Below are 21,080 nucleotides of genomic sequence, written 5' to 3'. Positions count from 1 at the left end.
CCGGATAGCCGGGGGACTCTAGGGCGCATCCTCGGCCATCGACAGCGGTCGACCGATTCTCACGGTCGTAGATCGATTACTGCTCCTTCTTGAACACATCCTGGAAGATCAGCTGGCCCCAGGTGCGGCCGCGTGCGTGCACCAGCGCGCCACCTTCGTTGAGCTTTCCCAGCTTGACGGGTGCGAAGCCGAGTTGCTTGGCCAGGGCCGCCACGGGAGTGATCGCGTCCTCGTCGTCACCAGACAGAAAGACGACCCGATGCCCGCCCTCGACGACCGGATCGGTCGCCAGGGTGGCTGCGCCCAGGTGATTGAAACCTTTCACGAACCTGGCGCCGGTGAATGCCTTCGCGACGACGGCGGAGCCCGGGAGACCGTCCGGCTCGTCGGAGCCCGGAAACAGGTTCATCGCGTCGATGACCGTCTTGCCGTCCCAGCTCGGCAGGATCTTCGCAACCTCGCGATGCTCGCCGAACGGGACCGCCAGGATGATGGTGTCGGCCTCGAGCGCATCCCGCAGCGACCTGGCGACGACCGTGGGTCTGATCGCCCCGGGCTTGCTGCGCCAAAGCCTCGGGCGGCCGGCGGCTCGCGACGGTCACGTCGATGTTTTTGCGGGCGAAGGCGTGGGCGAGGGCCTGGCCAATCTTGCCGAATCCTATAATTGCGTAGCTCATAATCTTCTCCGATTTGTTTTGATATTGATTCACGGCCTTCGAGGGCGCCGGGTTATTCGGTCTGCGGTGGCGCCCGCGTAGAGGTCCTGTGGTGAACGAGGTGCGATTTCAGATCGCCGAGAAGCCGCCGTCGACAGACAACTCCAGCCCATTCACGAAGCTTGAATCGTCTGACGCAAGAAACAGTGCGACCGCCGCAATTTCCTCAGGGCGACCCATCGTTCCCCGCGGGATCAGGGATTCGAACATCTGCTTCGCCTCCGGGGTGAGAACCTGGTCCTGCATCGGTGTGGCGATCGGTCCCGGGTGCAGCACGTTCACCCGGATATTCCTGCTCTTGAGTTCGTTGAGCCATCCGCGTGCGAATGCGTGCAGCGTCGCCTTGCTCGCCGCATACACGCTGTAACCGGGAAAACCTTTGAGCGAAGCAACTGAGCCGGTCATGAAGATTGATCCGCCATCGTTGAACAGCGGCAACGCCTTCTGAACAGTAAAGAGCGTGCCGCGCGCGTTCAGGCCGAAGGTCGCATCGAAATGCTGCTCGGTAATTTCGCCCAGTGGGACGGCTTCGCCCGTGCCGGCGCTCGCGTACAGGATATCGATCTTGCCCTTTTCCCGCTTGACCGTATCGAACAGGCGGTCGAGGTCGTCGAGATTGGCCGCGTCGCCGCGCACGCCGGTCACATTCTGGCCAATCAGCTTGATGGCCTCGTCGAGCGCCTCCTGCCTCCGGCCCGTGATGAACACATAGGCGCCTTCTTCGACGAACCGCTTGGCGCTCGCCAGCGCCATGCCGCTCGATCCACCCGTGATGACTGCAACCTTACCGTCTAGCTTTCCCATAACTTCTCCTGTCGTGGTGTCGGGACTGTCCCCGAGAACCTGGAGATGGGTCTGCCGGCGTCAGGCGTTGAGTGCGGAAGCGCGCACATCGGTGGTGCGAAATCGATCCGGATGGACGACTAACGCCAGCCGCGGCGATCGGTGTCCGCCGGTCGGAATTGGACCGCGCTCGTCGCCATAGGCTATGATGACAGCCCGTATTGTTGCACCATGTTTGGATACGGGCTTGGAAGGCGCGCCGCACGGTGCGAGATTGCACCATGATCGACTGGGATGACGTTCGCTACTTTCTTGCCGTCGCGCGCGGAGGCTCGGTGCGGGCTGCCGCCGAGCGCCTCGGTGTGAACCACGCGACCGTGCTGCGACGCATCGCCCAGCTCGAGGCACGCCTCGGGGTGCAAATGTTCGAAAAGCTGCCTTCGGGCTACCGCCTGACGACTGCGGGCGAGGAGGTTCTCGAGTTCGCGGACCAGATGGAAGCGTCGTCGCATTTGCTGGAGACGCGCATCTTCGGTCGCGACCAGAGCGCGCGCGGGCTTTTGCGGGTGACGCTTCCACCGTTCCTCGCGACACACCTGCTCATGCCGGATCTCGCCGATTTCGCGCGTATGCATCCGGACATCGAGATGGAAATCATGTCGACCGGCGAGGTGGCAAATCTGACCAACCGAGAGGCCGACGTGGCGATCCGCATTGTCGCCAACCGCAAGACTCTGCCGCTCAATCTTCACGGCCTGAAGGGACCGGAGCTGTTCAGCGGTGTCTACATGTCTCGCGATCGACTAGCCGCGTGGCGTGCGGGCACGCCTGATCCCATCCGGTGGATCGTCATAGACAATCGTGGACTCCCGGCCTGGGCGCGCGAGGGAGAGGTTCACACCACGGGAGTTCCGTTCAGGACCCCGGACGCCGAGACGCAGATCGTTGCTGTACGGCAAGGGATCGGGATGACAAAACTGCCGTGCTTCGTCGGAGATGCTGACGCTCTATTGGTGAGGGTGCCGGGCACCGACCTGCCCATGCATGGGACGCTCTGGCTTCTCACGCAGGGGGAAACACGCAAGACGAAGCGCGTGCGGCTCTTTACTGAGTTCGTATCCGGAAGACTCGCCGCGTACGCGCCGCTGCTCGCGGGGCTGTCCGTATCGCGCGACTGACGCGCGGCGGGTCGCCGACCACCAATTTGCTGACGGTGGCGGGTCAGACCGACGTTTTGGACGTGTCTTCGGGGAGTTTCTTTGCGATAGGTCGGGTGAGAGCCAGCATTTCAGCCCGGCAAGCATGCCTGCCGTCATGTTTTGACCGTTGAACGCTGAATTTAAAGGGCTATTTTTACCGCAATGCAGTATCTTGTCAGTCGGTCGCGATTGACGTACTCGAAGCCGAATTCGCCTTTAGACCGGTTTTAACAATAACGGTTGGTGGCGCTGCGTTTCCAGCGTCAACCACCTCATGACGTTGGGATGACGATGAGCCTCTATTCAGATTACCTCGCTGAAATCGAAAGCAGAAAAGCTCAAGGCCTCGCTCCCAAACCGATCGACGATGGCGCGCTCACCGGCGAAATCATCGCCCTGATCAAGGACACCGGCAGCGAATACCGCGCCGACGCCCTGAAATTCTTCATATACAACACCCTGCCGGGCACCACGAGCGCCGCAGGCGTCAAGGCCGCGTTCCTGAAGGAGATTATCCTCGGTGAGGCGATCGTCCCGGAAATCACGCCGACCTTCGCGCTGGAACTGCTGTCGCACATGAAGGGCGGCCCCTCGATCGGCGTGCTGCTCGACGTCACGCTCGGCAGTGATACCGGGCTTGCGAAGCAGGCCGGTGAAGTTCTGAAGACCCAGTTCTTCCTCTACGACGCCGACATGTTCCGGCTGCGCGATGCCTTCAAGGCGGGCAATGCCGTCGCCAAGGGCGTGCTCGAGAGCTATGCCAAGGCCGAGTTCTTCACCAAGCTCCCGGACGTCGCGGACGAGATCAAGGTCGTGACCTACATCGCTGCCGAAGGTGATATCTCGACCGACCTGCTGTCGCCCGGCAACCAGGCGCATTCGCGCTCGGACCGTGAGCTGCACGGCCAGTGCATGATGACGCCGCAGGCGCAGCAGGAAATCGTGGCGCTGCAGAAGCAGCATCCCGATAAGCGCGTGATGATGATCGCCGAAAAGGGCACGATGGGCGTGGGTTCGTCGCGCATGTCCGGTGTGAACAACGTGGCGCTGTGGACCGGCAAGCCGGCCAGCCCCTATGTGCCCTTCGTCAACTTCGCCCCGGTCGTCGCCGGCACCAACGGCATCTCGCCGATCTTCGCGACGACGGTGGACGTCACCGGCGGCATCGGCGTCAATCTCAAGAATTGGGTCAAGAAACTCGACGCGGACGGCAAGCCGATCCTGAACAACGACGGCAACCCGGTCCTCGAACAGAAATTTGCGGTCGATACCGGCACCGTCCTGACGCTCGATGCCAAGGGCAAGAAGCTGCGCGACGAAAACGGCAAGGAACTGGTCGACGTCGCTGCCGCCTTCACGCCGCAGAAGATGGAGTTCATGAAGGCCGGCAGCTCCTATGCCATCGTGTTTGGCAAGAAGCTGCAGACCTTTGCAGCCGAAACACTCGGCGTCGAGCCGACCCCGGTTTTCGCGCCAAATAAGGAGATCTCGGTCGAAGGCCAGGGCCTGACTGCGGTCGAGAAGATTTTCAACCGCAATGCCGTGGGCGTGCTCGGCGGCAAGGTGCTGCATGCGGGCTCGGACGTGCGCGTCAAGGTCAACATCGTCGGCTCGCAGGACACCACTGGCCTGATGACGGCGCAGGAGCTGGAAGCGATGGCGGCCACCGTCATCTCGCCGATCGTCGACGGCGCCTATCAGTCGGGCTGCCACACGGCATCGGTGTGGGACAAGAAGGCGCAGGTCAACATCCCGAAGCTGATGAGCTTCATGAACAATTTCGGCGTGATCACCGCGCGCGATCCCAAGGGCAGCTATCATGCGATGACCGATGTCATCCACAAGGTGCTGAACGACATCACCGTGGATGACTGGGCGATCATCATCGGCGGCGACAGCCACACCCGCATGTCCAAGGGCGTCGCCTTCGGTGCCGACTCCGGCACCGTGGCGCTGGCGCTGGCGACCGGCGAGGCGACCATGCCGATCCCGCAATCGGTCAAGGTCACCTTCAAGGGCGCGATGCAGCCGCATATGGACTTCCGCGACGTGGTCCATGCGACCCAGGCGCAGATGCTCAAGCAATGCGGCGACAATGTTTTCCAGGGCCGGATCATCGAGGTCCATCTCGGCACGCTGCTCGCCGACCAAGCCTTCACCTTCACCGACTGGACGGCCGAGATGAAGGCCAAGGCCTCGATCTGCATTTCGCAGGACGACACGCTGATCGAGTCGCTGGAGATCGCGAAATCGCGCATCCAGATCATGATCGACAAGGGCATGGACAATGCCGCGGGCACGCTGAAGGGCCTGATCGCCAAGGCCGATGCGCGCATCGCCGAAATCCGTTCGGGCGAGAAGCCCGCGCTGACGCCGGACGCCAATGCGAAATACTTCGCCGAAGTCGTCGTCGATCTTGATATCATCGACGAGCCGATGATCGCCGATCCCGACGTGAATAATGCCGACGTCTCGCGCCGCTACACCCACGACACGATCCGTCCGATCTCGTACTACGGCGGCACCAAGAAGGTGGACCTCGGCTTCGTGGGCTCGTGCATGGTGCACAAGGGCGACATGAAGATCGTCGCCCAGATGCTCAAGAACATCGAGAAGACCGAAGGCAAAGTGGCGTTCAACGCGCCGCTGGTCGTCGCGGCTCCGACCTACAACATCATCGACGAGCTGAAGGCCGAAGGGGATTGGGAAATCCTGCAGAAGTATTCCGGCTTCGAATTCGACGATGTGAAGCCGAAGACCGCGAACCGGACCGCATACGAGAATATCCTGTATCTCGAGCGCCCGGGCTGCAACCTGTGCATGGGCAACCAGGAAAAGGCGGAGAAGGGCGATACCGTTCTGGCGACCTCAACCCGTCTGTTCCAGGGCCGCGTCGTGGAAGACACCGCCGAGAAGAAGGGTGAATCGCTGCTGGCCTCGACCCCAGTCGTGGTGCTGTCGGCGATCCTCGGTCGCACGCCGAGCGCCGAGGAATACAAGGCCGCCGTCGAAGGCATCGACCTGACCAAGTTCGCGCCGCCGAAGGCTGCTGCGATGGGAGCGTCCGTCTTCTACTGAGGGCGGAGAGCGAGAACAGTTCAAGAAGCGGCGTTGGCAGGTGAACATCTGCCGCGCCGCGGGGCTGGTACGAGAGCGGGCATCAATCGCGTGGTGTATGACATCACGAGCAAGCCGCCCGGGACGATCGAGTGGGAGTGATGGTGAGCGCCGTCGTCTGATTGTAGTCGATCGGACTGTCGGCGCTTCAAGCTCAGAGCCAGGAGTGAACAATATGGCCACCTTTATCCTCATCCCCGGGGGCTGGCAGGGTGGCTGGATCTACCAACAGGTCGCCGAGATTCTCACAGCGCACGGTCACAAAGCCGTACCGATGACTCTTGCAGGGCTGGGCGATGCTCCTGCCCCAACGGCTAATCTTGATACTCACATTGGTGAAGTCGTCGCTACCGCAGGGGCGCAACACGATGACCTGGTCATTGTTGGCCAGTCCTACGGTGGAATGATCGTGAGTGGCGCCGCTGATACTGAGCCATCGCAAATCCGAGCGCTAGTCTATGTGGACGCCTATGTACCTGATACAGGCGATTCCGTATGGTCACTGACGACGCCTCGCTTTCGTGATCTCTTTATCGCGGGGGCTGAGGCTGATGGCCTCACCTGCACGCCGCCTCCCAATCTCGATCCGCGATGCCGGCCGCAACCAATCGGGACGTTTCTCCAATCGATCAAGCTCCGCGGACGTTGGCATGACGTGCCGCGCAAGACCTTCGTCGGTGCATTTGGATGGGAAGGAAGCCCATTTCATGATCTGCACAAACGCTTGAGTGACGATCCGGAGTGGTCGACCTTTGCCTTTGATTGCGGGCACAATGTCGCGCGGCACAAGCCCGAGGCGCTGGCCGATATATTGCTGGCTCACGTCTGATCAGCAAGTGGCGCAGAATAGCGAAGCATATTCCGCCGCATTGCAGATGGGTGGCGCAATACGCTTCGCTATTGCGCCCCACGTCTCACGCCAGCAATTTCGTCGGTACACCCAGCACCGGCCCGGCGTCGGCCAAGCGCTGATCCAGCGTCTGCACCGTAGCGCCATGCTCCGCGGCGAGGGCAAGATGCAGCGCCTCGCCGGCGCGGAGTCCGAGTGTGTGTTGATCGACGAACTTTGCGGCCGTTCTGAAGTGTCTGCCAGTCACCGGCAACACCGTAAAACTCTCGACGGCCAGTCTGCTGAACATGGCCAGCGCAGCCGCGCGCTGTTCCGGATGGATCTGCAAGGTTCGCAGCTTCATTGCCAAGGTTGAGGACATCTCGGTGATGGTCCAGTCGCTGATCAGAAGCTGCGCGGGCTCCTGTTCGGCAAGCCAATCCTGGACGTATGACGTCATCGCCGCGTTCGAAAGCGCGGCGACAATCAGCGACGTGTCCAGATAGAGCATCAGGAGCGGTCGCTGTCCCGCATCGATCGCACCAGATCGGCGGCGGCCTGTGTCTGCAACGGCATGCTCGCTGTCAGGGACTGGAGCTGGGCCGCGTCAATCGGCTTGCGCGGCCTGGCCACGGCCGTGAGCCGCGCGACCGGCTTTCCGCGCCGGGTGATGCGATCGAATCTCCCGCCTCGACCCGATCGACAAGTTCGCTCAAATGGGTCTTTGCATCTGCCAGATTGATCGCGTTCATATGCCGCTCCTGACCATCTACATGGTCATATAGCTCTGGAGAGTTCCAGTGACCCCAGAGCGGACTTTTGTTAGCCGGTCGGTGGCTTGCCGGTGAAGACCGCCAGTTGATCGACGAAGGCGCGCTTGTAGGCGGGCCGTGCTTCGCCGCGGGCGATGTAGGCGCAGAGGTTCGGATAGTCCTCCAGTAGTCCCGACCCGTTCAATCTGCGCAGCACCGTCACCATCAGCAGATCACCGGCGCTGAACCTGCCGTCGAGCCAGTCGGCGTCGCCAAGGCGGGTGGACAGGTCTGCCAGTCGGGCGCGGACGCGATCGTCGAGGATCGGCTGGCGCGTCGCGTACCACGTCTTGTCGCGCTCCGTGAGCGTGGCGGCTCCGCGTTCCACGATCGGCGGCTCTACGGTGCTGAGCGCGGCGAACATCCAGGCGATCGCGCGCGCCCGGGCATTCGCATCGTCTGGCAGCAGGCCCGGATGGCGCTCCGCGATATGGAAGACGATCGCCCCCGACTCGAACAGCATGAGGTCGCCGTCTTCGTAGGTCGGGATCTGTCCGAAGGGATGAAGCCTGCGATGCGCGGGGTCCTTCATCTCAGCGAACGACAGCAGACGGACGTCGTAAGGCTGGCCCACCTCTTCGAGCGCCCAGCGAACGCTCATGTCACGCGCCAATCCCCTTCCGCGATCGGGAGACCGTTCGAAGGCGCTAATCGTGGGCATTGTTTCTCTCCACCTGGGTGTTTCACATCCCTAGGACGAACGAGCGGCGCGTCTCCCGACAGCCGATTTCGATTTTTGGCCGCGGAATTTCGCGGGCCGAACCTGTCATCGGACCCCGCCGGACCACGGATATTCTTCGAAACCGAGAGCATTGACCATTGAGCGAGTTGCTAACTTAGAGATGAAATTACGGAGCGTCACACGCTCGATTCAGAATGATCAAAGATGAGGTGGCTGTTCGAGTGAAGGACGGTCGCCTGCAGCGGTCGCCAGACGACATGCGACTGATCAATGCACCCCCGCTCAAACGCGGGATGTGCGTCATTCTCCGCGATGTTACGACTGGCTCACCATCCTCCCGGAGCCCCTTCATGTCTGACGCGCCTGCACCGAACCACGTCCCCACCGCCGCCGAGACCGATCCCGAGACGCTCGGCTGGATGAAGGGCTTTCCGCCTGCGCAGGACAAGACCATCCAATTTCACGACGGCTCGTTCCGCAACTTTCCCGAGCTGCGCTGGGCCTGGAGCAATGTCCGCCAGCTGGTGCCGACGGTGAATGTCTGGCGCGGCGCGGGGCCGGCATCGGCGCTGCCGCGCGCGGAGCGCGATATCGGCGGCATCGCGTCGACCACCATGGATGGCCGGCCGATGACCTTCGCACGGATGTTTGACGAGACCTATGCCGACGGCATTGCCGTCCTGCACAAGGGCAAACTCATCTACGAGCGCTATGCCGGCGCGCTGAAGCCGCACAAGCCGCATATCGCGATGTCGGTGACCAAGTCGTTTACCGGCACGCTGGCCGGCATTCTGGTGGCGGAAGGCAAGATCGATCCGCAGGCGCCGGTGACCGATTATGTGCCGGAGTTGAAGGCTACCGCCTTCGGCGATGCTGATGTGCATGAGGTCATGGATATGACCACGGGGCTCAAATACACCGAGGTCTATACCGACAAGAATTCCGATGTGTGGGGGCTGCGGCGCGCCAATGGCATGGCGCCGATCCCTCCGGATTACGAAGGCGCGAGCGACATCTTCGCCTTTCTCTGCACGCAGACGAAGCAGGGGGAGCACGGCAAGGCCTTCGCCTACAAGACCGTCAACACCGACGTGCTGGCCTGGATCATCCGCCGTGCCAGCGGCATGACGCTGTCCGATCTTCTGTCGGAGCGCATCTGGGCGCCGGTGGGGGCGGAGGAGGACGCGCATTATCACGTCGACCGCATCGGCACCGAGAGCGGTGGCGGCGGGCTGTCGACGACGCTGCGCGATCTCGCGCGCTTCGGCGAGGTGATGCGCAATCACGGGCGCTTCAATGGCCGCCAGATCGTGCCTAGCGCAGTGGTCGAGGACATCGAACGCGGCGCCGATCCCGCAAAATTCAAGCCGGCCGGCTACACCACGCTGCCGGGCGCGTCGTATCGCAACCAGTGGTGGGTGACCCATAATGAACACGGCGCGTATATGGCGCGCGGCGTCTACGGGCAGGGGCTCTATATCGATCCGAAGGCCGAGATGGTGATCGCGCGCTATGCCTCGCATCCGGTCGCCGGTAATGCCGCCAACGATCCGGTGACGCTGCCGGCCTATATGGCGCTGGCGAAGGAACTGATGGCGGGCTGACCATCAGGGTTCGTGGAACCCGAGGGAACCCGGTCGGGAACCTTGGGGCAGGTTGGGCGTATGCTTGGCGGCCGACATCTTCCGTCGGCGCCAGGCGGACCCCTCCAGAATGATAAAACCCTTGTCCATCGCTCCGTGGCTGCGCTGCTGGTGTGCGGCGCTGTTGATGTCATGCACCGTCGTTGCAACGGCGCCTCTGCATGCGCAGGAGCGGGCGTCTGGCGCTCGGGCCGCCCGCAGCAATCCGGCTGTCGCCACTGACGGCGCGACGCTGATTCATGGCAATTACTGCGGTGCCGGCAACCGGCCGGGCAAACCGCCCATCGATGCCCTCGATCTCGCCTGCATGAATCACGATGCCTGCACACCGGCGAGCGGCATTCCTAACTGCGACTGCAATGCCAGGCTTCGCGACGAAGCGGCCGCCGTGGCAGGGGACCCCCGACAAGCGCCGGAGCTCCAGAGTCTGGCGGCATTGACCTCAGCGGCTGCGGCCGTGATGCTCTGCAAGCCGATGATCGATGCCGCGGTGCCGCCGGTGGTTGCTCCTGTCCCTGTGGCTCGGGACGCTCCTGCAGCCGGCGCGCCAGTGGCAATCACGCCGGCTCCCGTTGCTGGAGCACCTGTGTCGATTGTCCCTGATAGTGTCGCGCCCGTGGCTGCCGCTCCCGTAACGGACGTAGTAACTGAAACCCCGCTGCCTGTCGCGCCAGTCACTGACGCTCCCGCGCCTGCCGTACCCGTGCCCAGGTCGACCGCGTTGCCCTGAGCAGACAGAGCCCTGATCGGCTCTTGCGCGCCGCGATCTTTCCGGGGCAATCATGACCGCGAGTCCAGGTGCGCCGACCGCGCAGCCCATGGCAGAGGGAAGCGCGCATGAAGTTATCTGTTGCAGGGTTTGTCACGCTCGCATTCCTGCTGGGGCCTCTGGCGCTCGGCTCCGCTGCGAATGCCGCCGATCCCATCCGTATTGGCGCGGTCCTGCCGTTTTCCGGCGGTGTCGAACTTTATGGCCAGCAAGCAAAACTCGGGCTCGATCTCGCTGCCAGGGAGATCAACGCGGCGGGTGGCATTCTCGGCAGGCCGCTCGAGGTCATCTATGTCGATGACAAGACCCGGCCGGCCTCCGCCGAAAGCGCGATGCGGTCGGTGATCGACAGCGGCGTCGTGGCGGTTATCGGCCCTGTCACCTCGGCCAACTTCAATGCGATCAGGCCGCTTGCCGAGAGTACGAAGACGCCGCTGCTTTACGCCACCAATTTCGAAGGCGGCACATGCAGCCGCTACATCTTCTCGTTCAGCACGGTGCCGAACCAGGATCTCGGCCAGTTGCTGCCCTATGTGAACGAGGCTGTCGGCAACACCTATTTCCTGCTCGGCGCCGATCGCGTCTGGCCGCACCAGATGTTCGATATCGCCAAGCCGCTGATCGAGAAGCTCGGCGGCAAAATCGTCGGCACGCAATACACGCAGGGGACCGAGACGGACTTCACGCCGCTGATCAAGCAGGTGGCGGCGGCCAAACCAAAGGTGCTGCTGTTCGCGCTGAAGGGTGACGGCATCGATTTCATCCGGCAGGCCGATGATCAGGGCTTGTTCAGGGAGACCACGGTTGCATTCCTGGGATTGTCCGAGATCGATCTCGGCATCTTCAAGGGCAAGGGCCAGAACATGATCACCGTGGTGCCGTCGCTGGCGACCAGCGATGCGCCGGAGATGAAGGCGTTCGTCGCCAAAGTGCGGGCCTCAGCCGGCAATGACGTGCTGGTGTCGAACTATGTCATGAGCCACTACAACACGCTGATCGCGCTGAAGGCTGCGATCGAGAAAGTGGGCCGTGTCGACAAGGAGGCCATCGTCGATGCGCTGGCCGGGCTCACCATCCCGTCGCCGACTGGAACGGTCACCATCGATGCGAACCACTATGCGACCATGAGCATGTTCATCGCCAAGACGCAGGGCAGTGAATTGGTCACCGTCCGTGCGCTCGGCAGAATTCCGCCGCAGCCGGGTTGCACATTGGCTGGTCGCTGATCGCAACTGGCAAGCAGACGGCTGGTGTAAGTCGCGCGAGATTGCTTAACTCGGCATCGACACAATTCTGGATGAGCGAAGAGGACAACTAATGGCACGTGTGCGCTGTATCACCGAGATGGGCATGGGGGTCGACGTCCACGGCCGCGACGCTACCAAGGCTGCGAAACGCGCGGTGTCGGACGCGATCCGCCATTCCAGCGTTGGCTTCTTCCGGATGGTCGGCAAGACGCCGCATGACATGTTTGTCGATGTGACCGTCGCGGTGCCGAATCCGGACGACGTCGACACGGCGGCGGTCGCGAAGGAATTGCCTTACGGCACCGTGACCGTGACCGCGGTCAAAGGCGGCCTCGACATTCCGGCCGAGAGCGGCGGCGACGGCATCCTCATCGCCAATGCGGCGGTGCTGGTGAGCCTCGACGACGGCAAGTAGATCGGCCGCCTCGGACGACGCCCGCGCTTTCCGCGATCCCGAAAACTCCCTCCATCCAATTTGCGCTTGACCAATCCATAGCTCGCCGGTTATTGATCTAATCGATAGCTGACGGGTTATGGATTGCGATGCCAAACACCTTCGATGTGCTCTTCAAGACGCTCGCCGATCCGACCCGGCGCGCGATCTTCGAACGGCTCTGCCGTGACGGGGAGCAGACCGTCGCGGCACTGACCGCGCAAGCCGGCGTCTCGCAGCCGGCGGTCTCCAAGCATCTCGGCGTGCTGAAGCAGGCGGGACTGGTGCTCGATCGCCAGAGCGGCCGTCAGACACATTATCGATCGCAACCCGCGGCCCTGGCGCCGCTGCTCGACTGGACCAGCCAGATGGCCGGGTTCTGGGAGAGCCGGTTCGACGATCTCGAACAACTGCTGAAGAGGATGGACAATTGACCAATATTGCAGCCGAAACACGTTCTGTCGTCGTCGAGCGGGAATTTGGCCATGCGCCGGAAAAGCTCTGGCGCGCGCTGACCCAGCCGCATCTGATCGCCGAGTGGCTGATGAAAAACGATTTCCAGCCCGTCCTCGGGCATCGTTTTGATCTGAGCGCAAACTGGGGCGTGGTCGCTTGCCGGGTCACGGAAGTCGAGCCGAACCAAAAGCTCGCTTACACGTGGGAGGCCCTGGGTCTCGAGAGTGTCGTGACCTGGACCCTTACGCCTTCCAGCAACGGGACACTGCTGCGGATGGAGCAGATCGGCTTCCGGCCGGATCAGGAGCAGGCCTATCAGGGCGCCAAGTTCGGATGGCCGCGATTCCTGGCTTCGATGGAGCAGCTTCTGGCGCGATTGGACTGAATTCGGCCGACGCAGAATCTCACGCAACTTCCGCATTGCACTGAGGGTCACTCAACATGAGCCTATGGATCAGATACGCACACCGCTGGCTGTCGCTGGCCTTTACCTTGACGGTCATCGCCAATTTCGCTGCCCGCGGATTTGGCGAGCCGCCAGCCTGGGTGACCTTCTCGCCGCTGCCACCGCTGTTTTTGTTGATGTTCAGCGGTCTCTATATGTTCGTGCTGCCCTATGCCGCAAAGTGGCGTAGAGCAACGCAGGGCAGTGGACGGATGAACGCGTGAACTGGAATGCGCATGGATATTTTTGATCGTCTCAAATCAGCTGCGGCCGATGACTGGTCCAGCTATGTCGATCATAGTTTCGTCCGCCAACTCGGCGCCGGCACGCTGCCTGAGCCCGCGTTTCGCACCTATCTGGTGCAAGACTATCTGTTCCTGATCCAGTTCGCGCGCGCCTATGCGCTGGCGACGTACAAGAGCCGCTCGCTTGATGACATGAAAGCGGCCCAAGGCGGACTTGCGGCCATTCTCGGCGAGATGGAGCTTCACATAAAACTGTGCGGCCGCTGGGGACTGTCGCCCGCCGACATCGAGGCCGCGCCCGAGCTGCAGGCAACGGTGGCCTATACGCGCTTCGTGCTGGACTGCGGCGCTGCCGGCGACCTGCTCGATCTGCATGTGGCGCTGGCGCCCTGCGTGATCGGTTATGCCGAGATCGGCAAGAAGCTTGCGCCGGGTGGTGCCGACGCGCTCGGCGATCATCCGTATCGCGAATGGATCGGCGAATATGCCGGCGAGGCCTATCAGGATATCGCGATGAAAGCACGCCGCCATCTCGACGATCTCGCCGCGCGTGCGATGACCGAGCGCCGCTTTACGGAGCTCGCCAAACTGTTCGGCCAGGCGTCGCGCCTGGAAGCCGATTTCTGGCAGATGGGGCTGGACGCGCGCTAGTGCGGCGCGCAGCGGTCAGGACAGAGCATGGCACCCGTCAAAGTCGATCCCGCGAATGTGCGCGAGTTCAAGAGCGCCGACGCCTTCTATAAATGGCTCGGCAAGAACCACGACAAGGCCGGTGAGGTCTGGATCAAGATTCACAAGCTGAAATCTGGTCTCGCCTCGATCACGCCGAAGGAGGCGATCGATGTTGTGCTGTGCTGGGGCTGGATCGACGGCATCCGCAAAGGGGTGGACGAGACCAGCTTTCTGCAGCGCTATTCACCGCGCGGCAAAAAGAGCGTCTGGAGCAAGATCAATGTCGACAATATTGCGCGCCTCATTGAAGAGGAGCGCATGACCGAACACGGCCTCGTCCATGTAGAGGCTGCGAAAAGTGATGGTCGCTGGGATCGCGCCTATGGGAGCGGCAAGGACATGGCGATCCCCGCCGATCTGCAGGCCGCGATCGACGCCGAGCCGAAAGCCAAAGCGATGCTGGCCAAGCTCAGCGCCCAGAACCGCTTCTCGCTGGCATTTCGGGTGCACAACATGAAGACTGAAGCCTGCCGCAAGAAGCGGATTGCGGCCTTCGTCGAGATGCTGAAGAAGGGCGAGACGATCTATCCACAGGGGAAGAAGTGAGCCGCGACGGGACGCGGCTCACGCTACCGATCACTTCCGCTTCGGCCGCCTGATCGCGCGTACCTTGCCGCTGGCTCCGCCGCCGGCGAAGAACTGATCGGCACCATCCGACTCGAGGCCGGAGACGCCACTGCCTGCCGGCAGTGCGAGTTTCTCCAGCGCTTCGCCGGTTTGCGGATCGATGCGCCTGATGTCGCTCTCGTCGTTTTCCCAGGTGCCGTGCCAGAGTTCGCCGTCGACCCAGGTGACGCCGGTGACGAAGCGGTTGCTCTCGATGGTGCGCAGAATCTTTCCAGTGTCGGGATCGATCTGGTGAATCTTGCGTTCGCGATATTGTCCCACCCACAGCGTGCCTTCGGCCCAGGCCATGCCGGAGTCGGCACCGCCGCCGGGCGCAGGGATGGTATTCAGCACGCGGCCGGTCGCCGGATCGATCTTCTGGATACGGTCCTCGGCGATCTGGAACAGATGCTTGCCGTCGAATGCCGTGCCGGCGTGAGCGGCGACGTCGATGGAGCGCACCGTCTTGCCGCTTGCGGGATCGAGGGCATGGAGTTTGTCGCCGGATGCGAACCAGACCTGCGTGCCGTCATAGGTGACGCCGTGCACGCCGTCGACACCCTCGAAGGGGCCATATTCGCGGATGATTTCGGCTGCTGAGTTGGTCATGTAACTCTCCCTGATGATGTGACGATGACCCTAGTGATCCGGCAGGGGCGGCGGGAGTAACAACATCGTCGCGAGTCCTGGCAGGGATGGCGACGTCCAGCGGCGTGCTCGACCGCGACCGAGCGGCTGCACCTTATTCTCTACCGCCAGTTCGTCGAGTGCCCGCTGAACGCTGCGCTGGCTGGTATCGAGCGCGAGCGCCAGTGCAGAGCTCGACCAGGCTTCTCCATCGGCGAGAAGCGCGAGCACTGCGGCGTGTTCTTCCTCGACCGGCCGCGCCAGCACGACGACGTCGCGGGCTCGGTGCAGTACCAGCGCAAAACCGGGCTTGGTCGCGTTCACCTCGGCCAGCGGCGCAAGCAGTTTGCGCAGCCGTCCCATCTCGACGCGGAGCCGCGCGCGATGCGAGTCATCGGCATGTCTGGCGCGGAATGCGCGTACCAGCAGCGTCTCGCGCGAAACATCCGCAGGCCATGCTTCGCCAAGTGCGCGGGCGAGGGCGAACAGGACGGGCCGGGTGGCCAGTGACAGCTCTGTCTTCTGGCAGCGGATGACATGCCGGCACGCATCGATGACAATGGCTTTCGAATTCTGCAACGCCTCGACATCGTCGAGCAGCAACACGCGTTCGCCGCCACGTGCGATCAGACGCGCAGCGGGAGCGTCGAGGAGCCGGGACGCAGTGTCCACTTCGGCCGTTAGCGCCGGAATGCAGGCAAGCCTGGCGGCACGCTGCGCGTCGGCAATCGCGGCGCGTGACTTTTTCGCCTGCAGGCGGCGCATCGCGATGCCGGCGACGACCAGCGCGTGAGCCGTACGCAAGGCGGGCGGCAGAGGCGCGGGATCGAGCGCGCCGAGCTTTCGCTCGGCTTCGTCGAGACGTCCGATCAAGAGAAGGCGCCTGACGTCGAGATAGCCGCCATAGGCCGCATTCACATGGTCGCCGTGGGCGTCGAGTGTGAGCCGCGCGGCGTCGAGCGTCTTGGTGGGCCAGTTCAGATCGCGCGAGACGAGGGCGATCTCGGCCTCGGCGACGATGCACCGCGCACGCGCCACGGGTTCCTTCGCACCGAAGGCACGCGCGGCCCGTTTCACGAGATCCTTCGCGCGTGCAAAATCGCCGAGCTGCGCCATTGCGATGCCGCGTAGCGCAAGCGCCGGCGCGTCATCACGCAATGCAACACGCTTCAGGGCACCGAGCGGATCACCCGCCGCGAGCGCATGACCTGCGGCGGTGATCAGGGAGTCCATTCAAATCCCGCCACACTTGTCACTCCCACCCGTCCATTGCCGGATCCTAATCTACCTCACGACGATCAACCGGCAAGTCGTGCCGGCAACGCATGACGATGGACGAAAGTGGAGAGAAGACCATGACGGCACCGATGAAAACACCACCGATTGTGTTACCGCAGGCATGGGAGGCTGCGCGAACGGACATGCTCGTGAAGGAGAAGGCTGTCATGCGGGCGCGCGACGCGCTCGCTGCCGAGCGCCGGCGGATGCCGTGGATGGAAGTGAATAAGGCCTATGCGTTCGAGGGGCCTGGCGGAATGGTCAGCCTGCGCGATCTGTTCGCCGGCCGCCGTCAGTTGATCGTCTACCGCGCCTTCTTCGAGCCCGGCGTGTTCGGCTGGCCCGATCACGCCTGCCGCGGCTGTTCGCTGGGGGCCGATCAGGTCGCCCACCTTGCGCATCTGAATGCCCGCGATACCACGCTCGTCTATGCCTCGCGGGCACCGCAGGCGGATATCGCACGCCTGAAGGCGCGGATGGATTGGGAGATGCCCTGGGTCACCATCACGGACAGTTTCGACGCCGACTTCGGTGTCGACGAGTGGCACGGCCATAACGTGTTCTTCCGTGACGGCGACCGCGTGTTCCGCACCTATTTCATCAACAGCCGCGGCGACGAGGCGATGGGGACCACCTGGAGCTATCTCGACGCGACGCCGCTCGGCCGCCAGGAGGTCTGGGAGGACTCGCCCGAAGGCTATCCGCAGACTCCGACCTACAAATGGTGGAACTGGCACGACAGCTATGTCGCCGGCGCCGCACCCGACAAAAAATGGGTTGAGGTCTCGGACGCAGGAGAGGCAACGTTCCGGAAGACCGATGAGTAGCGCCATCGACGACGTCAATCGTGCGAAGGCCCATCGCTGGAAAATGGGTAGCCTTGCGCCGGCCGCCGACTGGCTATGCCTTGCAGCCGCACCGGCCTTCGCACTGATGGCGCTGCTGACGGGTGTGCTCGATGGCAGTTCGCCGGACCTACTGTGTTCAACGTCGCGTTCATCGCCGTGGAGTGGAATGGCGATGATGTATGCCTTCATGAGCTTGTTCCATACCGTGCCCTGGCTCAGGCTGATATCCGGCCGATGCCGCCAATCGCAGTGGCGGACGTGACGGTTGTCGCGCGCTTCAGGCGCGCGGCAACTTCTCGAACCGCTTGATCAGCCGCTCGCGCTTGAGGCGCGACAGGCGCTGGATCCAGAACATGCCGTTGAGCTGGTCGATCTCGTGCTGGTGGCAAACCGCACGCAGGCCGTCGGACTCTTCGAGCTGTGTATTGCCGTCGATATCCTGATAGGCGAGTCGGATACGCGCATGACGTTGGATGTCGTCATTCACACCGGGCATCGAGACACTGCCTTCCTGATGCATGATCAGTTCGGGCGAGGCCCATGCGATCTCCGGATTCACATAGGTCTTGGCGCCATCGCCGAGATCGAGCACGACGACGCGCAGGGATACGCCGATATGCGGCGCGGTGATGCCGATGCCAGGAGCGGCATGCATGGTGTCGCGCAGATCGTCAGCGAGCGCGCGCAGCGCATCGTCGAACACGGTGACATCAGCAGCCGGCTGCGCGAGAAGCGGATTGGGATAGCGGACGATAGGGCGGATGGTCATTCCGGCAGTCCCGCAGCCTTCAGCGCATCCGCATAGGTCTTCGCCATGGATTCGACGGGGACGGGGATGCGCGCAAAGAAAGCGGAGACCGTGAGCTCCGGTTCGATGGTCAGCAGTTCCTCGACTACCTGCGCTGCACGTTCGTGCGCGCCGGTTTTCACGAGCGCCACGGCGAGCGCGCGGAGTCCAACGGCGAAACGCCGATTCTGCAGCAGCGCCTTGTCGGCCCAGTTGATCGCTTCGGGATAGTTCTCGTCGATGATCGCGGCGATGGCCAGCGCACCGGAGACGAACCAGCCGTGCGGATCCAGCGGGTTCAAACGTCGTGCGCGATCGAGCAGAGCGCGGCCGGCCTGCTGCTGTCCGCGCATGGTCTCGATCCATCCGGCCAGTGCGAGTGCAGTGGCGGAGTTTGGATTGATCGCGAGGGAGCGGCTGAACAGCTCAATGGCAGCGTCCTTGGCGGTCTGCGTCTCTGCCAGATTCCAGATCGCAAACGCCGCCATCCAGAGGATCTGCGGATCGTTCGGCATCCGCTCGATGGCGCGATGCGCCAGCGCGAGGCCTTCGCTGCGATGGGCGTCGTCCGGGCTGATCCAGCCCTGGAAGTGTCGCTGCGCATGGCAATAGGCGGCCGCTGCCATCGCGGGCGCGTAAGCCGGATCAATGGCCAGAGCCTGATGCAGGCAATCCAGCGCCGCGGTCATGCTTTCGGGCGTGAAGTCGTGTTCGAATCCGGAGGCGCGCAGCAGCAGGTCATAGGCATCGGTCTTGTTCGGACGGCTGTGCTTGCGCCGTTCGATTTCGGCGATGCGTAGCGTCGGCTCGATGGCGGCGACGGCTTGTTCGGTGATGCGGTCCTGCAGGTCGAACACGTCGCTGCGGGCGCCATCGAAACGATCAGCCCACAGATGCGCGCCGGAGCGGGCGTCGATCAATTGCGCGATGATGCGGAGCCGCTCGCCGGCGCGGCGGACGCTGCCTTCGAGTACGTAGTTGACGCCGAGCGTGCGGCCGACCTCCCGAATGTCGACGGGCTTGTTCTTGTAGGTGAAGGACGAATTGCGCGCGATCACGAACAACCCGCTGCAGCGGGACAGCGCGGTGATGATTTCCTCGGCGATGCCATCGCCGAAATAATCCTGCTCGGGGTCGGCGCTCATATTGGTGAAGGGCAGCACCGCGATCGACAAACCTGCGGGATCGGCGGTAGCGGGCAGGAGTGCAGTTGCGGGCGTTGTCACCACGGGCGGAGAGGGGCTGTCGGTCTGTTCGATGACCTCGCCGACGAAGCGAAACCCCTTCCGCGGTAAAGTGCGGATCAGCCGCTGCTGCTCGCCATTGTCGCCGATGGCCGTGCGGGCCGCATTGACCCGGCTGCTGAGCGTCGCCTCGGACACGATGCGGCCATGCCAGACTTCGGCCAGCAGATCGTCACGGCTGACGACCTTGTCCCGCGCACGGATCAGGAATTCCAGCACATCGAATACCTGCGGCTCCACCGCCACCGTATTCGTGCCCCGCCGCAGCTCCCGCCGGTCAGTGTCGAGGACGAATTCGTCGAACCGGAACAGCAAGATAGGGGGTCCAATACCTGTTGTCGCGCCAAGGCTTTGTGCGCAGGAGCGTCCCCTAGCACACCCCGTCTCAACGATAAATCATGGCCTTCTCAAGAGAAAATCGGAGAAATCTTCAAGCGAGGATGCCGGTACCGCGGCATGGTCCGCACATCGACGGCCTCAACCGTCATTGCCCGGAGGACCTGCACCATGACGAATGACAAGCGCGACACCAGTCACTTCAACCGCCGCAGCCTGCTGGGCGCGGCGCTCATGGGCATCGCCGCGGCTCAGTTCGGCGGCATCGGCTCCGCCGCGGCGCAGGCCGCCAAGGCCGGCAAGCAGCTCCCGGCCATCAAGCGCGGCACGCATACGTCGTTCAAGCCGCTGAAGCAGATCAATGCCGGCGACCTCAGTGTCGCCTATGCCGAGGACGGCCCGGCCAACGGCCCCGTTGTGCTGCTGCTGCACGGCTGGCCCTATGACATCTATAGCTATGTGGATGTCGCGCCGCTGCTGGCCTCGGCCGGCTACCGCGTCATCATCCCGTATCTGCGCGGCTATGGCGGCACGCGCTTCCTGTCCGACGCGACGGTGCGCAATGGCCAGCCGGCGGCGCTCGCCACTGACATCGTCGCGTTCATGGACGCACTGAAGATCGAGAAGGCGGTGGTCGGCGGCTACGACTGGGGCGGCCGCACCGCCGATATTCTCGCTGCGATCTGGCCCGAGCGCGTCAAGGCGCTGGTCGCCGTCAGCGGCTATCTGATCGGCAGCCAGGAGGGCAACCGCATGCCGCTGCCGCCGAAGGCTGAACTGGAATGGTGGTACCAGTTCTACTTCACCACGGAGCGTGGCCGGCTCGGCTATGACAAGTACCGGCACGACTTCGCCAAGCTGATCTGGAAGCTCGCCTCGCCGAAGTGGAATTTCGACGACGCCACCTATGACCGCTCGGCCAAGGCGTTCGAGAATCCCGATCACGTCGCCATTACCATCCACAACTATCGCTGGCGGCTCGAACTCGCCCAGGGCGAGGCGAAGTATGATGAGTTGGAGAAGCGGCTGGCGCAGGGGCCGGTGATCTCGGTGCCGACTATCACCATGGAAGGCGACGCCAATGGCGCGCCGCATCCCGATCCCAAGGCCTATGCGAAGAAGTTCACCGGCAAGTACGAGCATCGCACGGTGAATGGTGGCATCGGTCACAACCTGCCGCAGGAAGCACCGCGTGAATTCGCCCAGGCGATCATTGATGCCGACGCGATGGCACGCTGAGGACGTA

Annotated in this window: 22 protein-coding genes and 3 pseudogenes; 16 read left to right on the top strand and 9 right to left on the bottom strand. The window is 63.1% G+C overall.

Annotated elements, in window-relative coordinates:
* Window positions 1-76 precede the first annotated feature (76 nt).
* Both AB7828_RS08285 and AB7828_RS08280 read right to left on the bottom strand, forming a co-directional pair.
* A pseudogene (locus AB7828_RS08285) lies at window positions 77-677 on the bottom strand (NADPH-dependent F420 reductase).
* Between the two features lie 108 nt (window positions 678-785).
* Complete coding sequence (locus AB7828_RS08280) at window positions 786-1,520, bottom strand: SDR family NAD(P)-dependent oxidoreductase (RefSeq protein ID WP_441229903.1); 735 nt, start codon at window positions 1,518-1,520, stop codon at window positions 786-788.
* Window positions 1,521-1,780: 260 nt separating this feature from the next.
* Here AB7828_RS08280 and AB7828_RS08275 point away from each other — a divergent pair, with 260 nt between their 5' ends.
* The 4 genes and pseudogenes from AB7828_RS08275 (at window position 1,781) to AB7828_RS08260 (ending at window position 6,644) form a co-directional block, all read left to right on the top strand.
* Complete coding sequence (locus tag AB7828_RS08275) at window positions 1,781-2,677, top strand: LysR family transcriptional regulator (RefSeq protein ID WP_309945432.1); 897 nt, start codon at window positions 1,781-1,783, stop codon at window positions 2,675-2,677.
* A gap of 312 nt (window positions 2,678-2,989) precedes the next feature.
* Complete coding sequence (locus AB7828_RS08270) at window positions 2,990-5,776, top strand: bifunctional aconitate hydratase 2/2-methylisocitrate dehydratase (RefSeq protein ID WP_441229902.1); 2,787 nt, start codon at window positions 2,990-2,992, stop codon at window positions 5,774-5,776.
* A 78-nt stretch (window positions 5,777-5,854) separates the two neighbouring features.
* Window positions 5,855-5,917: pseudogene (locus AB7828_RS08265) on the top strand (GMP synthase (glutamine-hydrolyzing)); the annotation flags it as partial.
* Between the two features lie 73 nt (window positions 5,918-5,990).
* Complete coding sequence (locus AB7828_RS08260) at window positions 5,991-6,644, top strand: alpha/beta fold hydrolase (RefSeq protein WP_184517567.1); 654 nt, start codon at window positions 5,991-5,993, stop codon at window positions 6,642-6,644.
* An 85-nt stretch (window positions 6,645-6,729) separates the two neighbouring features.
* On the opposite strand, the gene AB7828_RS08255 is transcribed toward AB7828_RS08260, so the two are convergent.
* From AB7828_RS08255 to AB7828_RS08245, 3 genes and pseudogenes are all read right to left on the bottom strand, one after another.
* Window positions 6,730-7,155 (bottom strand): type II toxin-antitoxin system VapC family toxin, encoded by a 426-nt coding sequence (locus tag AB7828_RS08255; protein WP_441229901.1) that lies wholly within the window; start codon window positions 7,153-7,155, stop codon window positions 6,730-6,732.
* A pseudogene (locus AB7828_RS08250) lies at window positions 7,155-7,396 on the bottom strand (type II toxin-antitoxin system Phd/YefM family antitoxin). The gene AB7828_RS08255 and the pseudogene AB7828_RS08250 overlap by 1 nt, the downstream one beginning before the upstream one ends.
* Window positions 7,397-7,466: 70 nt before the next feature.
* The gene (locus AB7828_RS08245; protein WP_441229900.1) at window positions 7,467-8,117 is read right to left on the bottom strand and encodes a glutathione S-transferase family protein; all 651 of its coding nucleotides are present in this window, start codon (window positions 8,115-8,117) and stop codon (window positions 7,467-7,469) included.
* Between the two features lie 371 nt (window positions 8,118-8,488).
* On the opposite strand from AB7828_RS08245, the gene AB7828_RS08240 reads away from it, so the two are divergent.
* The 9 genes from AB7828_RS08240 to AB7828_RS08200 all read left to right on the top strand — a co-directional run bounded on the left by AB7828_RS08240 (window position 8,489) and on the right by AB7828_RS08200 (window position 14,654).
* Window positions 8,489-9,742 (top strand): serine hydrolase domain-containing protein, encoded by a 1,254-nt coding sequence (locus tag AB7828_RS08240; protein WP_441229899.1) that lies wholly within the window; start codon window positions 8,489-8,491, stop codon window positions 9,740-9,742.
* Window positions 9,743-9,863: 121 nt separating this feature from the next.
* Window positions 9,864-10,511 (top strand): hypothetical protein, encoded by a 648-nt coding sequence (locus tag AB7828_RS08235; protein WP_441229898.1) that lies wholly within the window; start codon window positions 9,864-9,866, stop codon window positions 10,509-10,511.
* Between the two features lie 107 nt (window positions 10,512-10,618).
* Window positions 10,619-11,776 carry a substrate-binding protein gene (locus AB7828_RS08230; protein WP_441229897.1) on the top strand — a complete coding sequence of 386 codons (1,158 nt, stop codon included), beginning with the start codon at window positions 10,619-10,621 and terminating at the stop codon, window positions 11,774-11,776.
* A 91-nt stretch (window positions 11,777-11,867) separates the two neighbouring features.
* On the top strand, window positions 11,868-12,212 hold the full coding sequence (locus tag AB7828_RS08225) for a Lin0512 family protein (protein ID WP_116664620.1): 345 nt from the start codon (window positions 11,868-11,870) through the stop codon (window positions 12,210-12,212).
* Between the two features lie 128 nt (window positions 12,213-12,340).
* Window positions 12,341-12,664 carry an ArsR/SmtB family transcription factor gene (locus tag AB7828_RS08220; RefSeq protein ID WP_068731116.1) on the top strand — a complete coding sequence of 108 codons (324 nt, stop codon included), beginning with the start codon at window positions 12,341-12,343 and terminating at the stop codon, window positions 12,662-12,664.
* Window positions 12,661-13,071 (top strand): SRPBCC family protein, encoded by a 411-nt coding sequence (locus AB7828_RS08215; protein ID WP_441229896.1) that lies wholly within the window; start codon window positions 12,661-12,663, stop codon window positions 13,069-13,071. The genes AB7828_RS08220 and AB7828_RS08215 overlap by 4 nt, the downstream gene beginning before the upstream one ends.
* Window positions 13,072-13,127: 56 nt before the next feature.
* Entirely contained in the window at window positions 13,128-13,355 is a 228-nt protein-coding gene (locus AB7828_RS08210) for a hypothetical protein (RefSeq protein WP_441229895.1), read from the top strand.
* A 12-nt stretch (window positions 13,356-13,367) separates the two neighbouring features.
* Window positions 13,368-14,027, top strand: a complete 660-nt coding sequence (locus AB7828_RS08205) for a TenA family protein (protein ID WP_441229894.1) — start codon at window positions 13,368-13,370, stop codon at window positions 14,025-14,027.
* 27 nt (window positions 14,028-14,054) lie between these two features.
* The gene (locus AB7828_RS08200) at window positions 14,055-14,654 is read left to right on the top strand and encodes a YdeI/OmpD-associated family protein (protein ID WP_441229893.1); all 600 of its coding nucleotides are present in this window, start codon (window positions 14,055-14,057) and stop codon (window positions 14,652-14,654) included.
* A 30-nt stretch (window positions 14,655-14,684) separates the two neighbouring features.
* Here the strand turns inward: AB7828_RS08200 and AB7828_RS08195 are convergent, their stop codons facing one another.
* Complete coding sequence (locus tag AB7828_RS08195) at window positions 14,685-15,323, bottom strand: Vgb family protein (RefSeq protein WP_093761512.1); 639 nt, start codon at window positions 15,321-15,323, stop codon at window positions 14,685-14,687.
* Window positions 15,324-15,353: 30 nt separating this feature from the next.
* Complete coding sequence (locus AB7828_RS08190; protein ID WP_441229892.1) at window positions 15,354-16,574, bottom strand: helix-turn-helix domain-containing protein; 1,221 nt, start codon at window positions 16,572-16,574, stop codon at window positions 15,354-15,356.
* A gap of 122 nt (window positions 16,575-16,696) precedes the next feature.
* Between AB7828_RS08190 and AB7828_RS08185 the strand changes: the two genes are divergently transcribed.
* On the top strand, window positions 16,697-17,446 hold the full coding sequence (locus AB7828_RS08185; protein WP_441229891.1) for a DUF899 domain-containing protein: 750 nt from the start codon (window positions 16,697-16,699) through the stop codon (window positions 17,444-17,446).
* The gene (locus tag AB7828_RS08180) at window positions 17,439-17,729 is read left to right on the top strand and encodes a hypothetical protein (RefSeq protein ID WP_441229890.1); all 291 of its coding nucleotides are present in this window, start codon (window positions 17,439-17,441) and stop codon (window positions 17,727-17,729) included. Before AB7828_RS08185 ends, AB7828_RS08180 begins: the two co-directional genes overlap by 8 nt.
* A 15-nt stretch (window positions 17,730-17,744) precedes the next feature.
* Here the strand turns inward: AB7828_RS08180 and AB7828_RS08175 are convergent, their stop codons facing one another.
* Together AB7828_RS08175 and AB7828_RS08170 are read right to left on the bottom strand one after the other, a co-directional pair.
* On the bottom strand, window positions 17,745-18,236 hold the full coding sequence (locus AB7828_RS08175; RefSeq protein ID WP_439061690.1) for a peptide deformylase: 492 nt from the start codon (window positions 18,234-18,236) through the stop codon (window positions 17,745-17,747).
* Entirely contained in the window at window positions 18,233-19,813 is a 1,581-nt protein-coding gene (locus tag AB7828_RS08170) for a winged helix-turn-helix domain-containing tetratricopeptide repeat protein (RefSeq protein WP_441229889.1), read from the bottom strand. Before AB7828_RS08170 ends, AB7828_RS08175 begins: the two co-directional genes overlap by 4 nt.
* Before the next feature lie 255 nt (window positions 19,814-20,068).
* On the opposite strand from AB7828_RS08170, the gene AB7828_RS08165 reads away from it, so the two are divergent.
* Window positions 20,069-21,073 (top strand): alpha/beta fold hydrolase, encoded by a 1,005-nt coding sequence (locus AB7828_RS08165; protein WP_439079946.1) that lies wholly within the window; start codon window positions 20,069-20,071, stop codon window positions 21,071-21,073.
* The last annotated feature ends 7 nt before the right edge of the window (window positions 21,074-21,080 follow it).

It is taken from the genome of Tardiphaga sp. 215_C5_N2_1 (assembly GCF_052076055.1).
In the GTDB taxonomy this organism is placed as follows: domain Bacteria; phylum Pseudomonadota; class Alphaproteobacteria; order Rhizobiales; family Xanthobacteraceae; genus Tardiphaga; species Tardiphaga robiniae.
Note: the sequence above shows the minus strand (reverse complement) of the source record. Positions and strands in the feature narration are given on the sequence as shown.

Excerpts from the sequence above, each read along its gene's own strand:
- AB7828_RS08280 (WP_441229903.1), bottom strand. The coding sequence starts at position 1,520 with ATGGGAAAGCTAGACGGTAAGGTTGCAGTCATCACGGGTGGATCGAGC.
- AB7828_RS08275 (WP_309945432.1), top strand. The coding sequence starts at position 1,781 with ATGATCGACTGGGATGACGTTCGCTACTTTCTTGCCGTCGCGCGCGGA.
- AB7828_RS08270 (WP_441229902.1), top strand. The coding sequence starts at position 2,990 with ATGAGCCTCTATTCAGATTACCTCGCTGAAATCGAAAGCAGAAAAGCT.
- AB7828_RS08260 (WP_184517567.1), top strand. The coding sequence starts at position 5,991 with ATGGCCACCTTTATCCTCATCCCCGGGGGCTGGCAGGGTGGCTGGATC.
- AB7828_RS08255 (WP_441229901.1), bottom strand. The coding sequence starts at position 7,155 with ATGCTCTATCTGGACACGTCGCTGATTGTCGCCGCGCTTTCGAACGCG.
- AB7828_RS08245 (WP_441229900.1), bottom strand. The coding sequence starts at position 8,117 with ATGCCCACGATTAGCGCCTTCGAACGGTCTCCCGATCGCGGAAGGGGA.
- AB7828_RS08240 (WP_441229899.1), top strand. The coding sequence starts at position 8,489 with ATGTCTGACGCGCCTGCACCGAACCACGTCCCCACCGCCGCCGAGACC.
- AB7828_RS08230 (WP_441229897.1), top strand. The coding sequence starts at position 10,619 with ATGAAGTTATCTGTTGCAGGGTTTGTCACGCTCGCATTCCTGCTGGGG.
- AB7828_RS08225 (WP_116664620.1), top strand. The coding sequence starts at position 11,868 with ATGGCACGTGTGCGCTGTATCACCGAGATGGGCATGGGGGTCGACGTC.
- AB7828_RS08220 (WP_068731116.1), top strand. The coding sequence starts at position 12,341 with ATGCCAAACACCTTCGATGTGCTCTTCAAGACGCTCGCCGATCCGACC.
- AB7828_RS08210 (WP_441229895.1), top strand. The coding sequence starts at position 13,128 with ATGAGCCTATGGATCAGATACGCACACCGCTGGCTGTCGCTGGCCTTT.
- AB7828_RS08205 (WP_441229894.1), top strand. The coding sequence starts at position 13,368 with ATGGATATTTTTGATCGTCTCAAATCAGCTGCGGCCGATGACTGGTCC.
- AB7828_RS08200 (WP_441229893.1), top strand. The coding sequence starts at position 14,055 with ATGGCACCCGTCAAAGTCGATCCCGCGAATGTGCGCGAGTTCAAGAGC.
- AB7828_RS08195 (WP_093761512.1), bottom strand. The coding sequence starts at position 15,323 with ATGACCAACTCAGCAGCCGAAATCATCCGCGAATATGGCCCCTTCGAG.
- AB7828_RS08190 (WP_441229892.1), bottom strand. The coding sequence starts at position 16,574 with ATGGACTCCCTGATCACCGCCGCAGGTCATGCGCTCGCGGCGGGTGAT.
- AB7828_RS08185 (WP_441229891.1), top strand. The coding sequence starts at position 16,697 with ATGACGGCACCGATGAAAACACCACCGATTGTGTTACCGCAGGCATGG.
- AB7828_RS08180 (WP_441229890.1), top strand. The coding sequence starts at position 17,439 with ATGAGTAGCGCCATCGACGACGTCAATCGTGCGAAGGCCCATCGCTGG.
- AB7828_RS08175 (WP_439061690.1), bottom strand. The coding sequence starts at position 18,236 with ATGACCATCCGCCCTATCGTCCGCTATCCCAATCCGCTTCTCGCGCAG.
- AB7828_RS08165 (WP_439079946.1), top strand. The coding sequence starts at position 20,069 with ATGGGCATCGCCGCGGCTCAGTTCGGCGGCATCGGCTCCGCCGCGGCG.